General features: G+C 61.2%; 1 protein-coding gene. It reads right to left on the reverse strand.

From position 1 onward, the window contains the following. Positions 1 to 919: immunoglobulin-like domain-containing protein (locus tag ACW9HX_RS29075; protein ID WP_457383214.1), on the reverse strand; the 919-nt coding region annotated here is incomplete at both ends.

Here is a 919-nt window from a genome sequence, read left to right on the forward strand (position 1 = left end):
ATTTGATCGTGGCCTGAACGGTGCCGGCGTCCTTGTAGACGTCATCGGCTGGCGCAGGAACAGTCACGGTGCCGGTGGTTTTGCCGGCGTCGATGGTGATTACAGCACCGTTCGACAAGGTCACGGTGACTGGTGAGCCAGCGGCGTTGGTCAGGGTTGCGGTGTAGACGATTGAACCACCTTCGGCCACGGTGCCGGTCGCACTGAGCGACAGGTTGGTGGTGTCGATGGTGTCGGTCACGGTGGTGCTGACCGGGGTTTTGTCGGCGACAAGATTTTCGTAGTTGCCGCCGGAAACGTTGGTGATGGCATTGGTCAACGGTGCGTGGCCGGTCAGCACATCGTTTGGCGCGGTGGTGGTCACAGTGCCGGTGGTTTTACCCACTTCGATGGTGATGGTCTGGCCATTGGACAGGGTCACGGTCACTGGCGAGCCGGTAACCGGTGCACCCACGGTCGCGGTGTAAGTGACGGTGCCACCTTCGGCTGCGGTTTCGGTCGCGGTCAGTTTGACAGTGGTGGTGTCGATGGTGTCGGTGACACTGGTCACGGCTGGCGTAGTGCTGGTCACCAGGTTTTCGAAGTTGCCGCCGGTGGCGGATTTGATCGTGGCCTGAACGGTGCCGGCGTCCTTGTAGACGTCATCGGCTGGCGCTGGAACGGTCACGGTGCCAGTGGTTTTACCGGCTTCGATGGTGATGACGGCGCCGTTGCTCAAGGTCACGGTCACTGGAGTGCCCGCAGCGTTGGTCAGGGTCGCGGTGTAGACGATCGATCCACCCTCGGCGACCGAGTTGGTAGCGCTCAAGGACAGGTTGGTGGTGTCGACAGTATCGGTCACGGTGGTGCTGACCGGGGTTTTGTCGGCTACCAGATTTTCGTAGTTGCCACCGGTTACGCCGGTAATCGCGTTGGTCAG

The organism is Pseudomonas sp. SDO52101_S400, assembly GCF_054071635.1.